Here is a 455-nt window from a genome sequence, read left to right as displayed (position 1 = left end):
AGAGGGTTGTCCTAAAACCAAAAAACCCCAATCGGTAGATTGAGGTTTTGAATAATGAGGCGGCGACCTACTCTCCCGGGTGTAACCCCAGTACCATCGGCGCTGCAGGGCTTAACTGCTCTGTTCGGGATGGGAAGAGGTGGAACCCCTGCGCCAGGCCGCCTAAACTGGAAGACTCAAGTAGCCGGTAGCAAGTAGCAAGATTCAATCTCTCTACTACCAGACCCTTGGTCTAATGTCTTATTGTTCTGTATCATTATCTTGGTACTTGGTACATTGTACTTCGTACTTGATACTCGATACTCCCGATCGCTATCGGGATAACATATCTTGTAGAAACTGCAACAGGATTTCGGTAAGCTTTCGGGCAATTAGTACTGCTCGGCTATGACATCACTGCCTTTACACCTGCAGCCTATCAACCTCATCGTCTCTGAGGGCCCTATACGGAAGTC

Annotated in this window: 2 rRNA genes; both read right to left on the bottom strand. The window is 48.6% G+C overall.

The window, feature by feature from the left end:
• Positions 1-54: 54 nt before the first annotated feature.
• A 5S ribosomal RNA gene (rrf, locus tag CDH51_RS19970) occupies positions 55-166 on the bottom strand.
• A gap of 185 nt (positions 167-351) precedes the next feature.
• A 23S ribosomal RNA gene (locus CDH51_RS19965) occupies positions 352-455 on the bottom strand; the annotation flags it as partial.

Origin of the sequence: Algoriphagus formosus (assembly GCF_002807035.1) — a bacterium.
Lineage (GTDB): Bacteria > Bacteroidota > Bacteroidia > Cytophagales > Cyclobacteriaceae > Algoriphagus > Algoriphagus formosus.
This window is presented reverse-complemented; position numbering and strand designations above follow the sequence as displayed.